Here is an 808-nt window from a genome sequence, read left to right on the forward strand (position 1 = left end):
CTGCAAATTATTGGATAAACTAACCAGCTATTCTTGTTTATGGTCTACCAGTCATTTCCATTCCAAGTAGACCATCAAGATATAAAACTACATAGCCAATTTTGCCGATACCAAACGATTCATACTCACACCACGCTCCGCAGCTTCAAGTGCTAGTTTTTGATGAACCATTGATGGAACACGAACGGCAAACCGTCCGCTATACTTTTTTTCTGAAAGAGGGATAGGTAATTTCTCATTATTGCTGACCATATCTGCTACGACTTCACCAACAAGATCAACAATTCCTGCGAATGCTTTAGATTGTTCTGCATCAAGCCAAGACAATGATGGAAATTCGGCACATAGACCGACATACTCATTATCTTCTGCTGACCATGTAACACGATAAGTATATTGTTTGCTATCCATTTGACACCTCACAATGCCTTAAGTTTATCAAGTGCAGCTAATACTTGCCTAACCTGATAAGGTTTAGCCTTTCCGCTATCATCTTGAAGATTAATACGAGGATCGCCTTGCCACGGTGTTTTAAATACCGTGTGACTACCACTTGTTTGCCTTGGTTCACCAAAATATTGCTTACAAACCTTGAGTAAATCGACATAGCGGATATTTTTTGGATTATTCCGCATTTGTTCTATAAGTTGATCAAGATTTGCCATTTAAATGCTCAATAGTGCCAATGATTGATAGTATCAATATTGATACCATTAATCAAGAGTTTGACATGCCTAGTGGCTTATACGAACAGAAATGAATGGTAGGGTGCAAATAGGAATAGGGGGTAGATTTACACAGGAATATG

2 protein-coding genes are annotated in these 808 nt (G+C 38.5%); both read right to left on the minus strand.

All coding sequences use genetic code 11. The annotated features are described in order from the left end of the window. Window positions 1–87 precede the first annotated feature (87 nt). Entirely contained in the window at window positions 88–411 is a 324-nt protein-coding gene (locus AVJ19_RS21205) for a type II toxin-antitoxin system HicB family antitoxin (RefSeq protein WP_005401831.1), read from the minus strand. Window positions 412–419: 8 nt separating this feature from the next. Further along, window positions 420–665, minus strand: coding sequence for a hypothetical protein (locus AVJ19_RS21210; RefSeq protein WP_005401830.1), 246 nt, complete (start codon window positions 663–665; stop codon window positions 420–422). Window positions 666–808: the final 143 nt, after the last annotated feature.

Source organism: Acinetobacter sp. CFCC 10889, from assembly GCF_003268395.1.
In the GTDB taxonomy this organism is placed as follows: domain Bacteria; phylum Pseudomonadota; class Gammaproteobacteria; order Pseudomonadales; family Moraxellaceae; genus Acinetobacter.

Bases quoted from the DNA above. Each gene is read 5' to 3' on its own strand.
- AVJ19_RS21205 (WP_005401831.1), bottom strand. From the start codon at position 411: ATGGATAGCAAACAATATACTTATCGTGTTACATGGTCAGCAGAAGAT.
- AVJ19_RS21210 (WP_005401830.1), bottom strand. From the start codon at position 665: ATGGCAAATCTTGATCAACTTATAGAACAAATGCGGAATAATCCAAAA.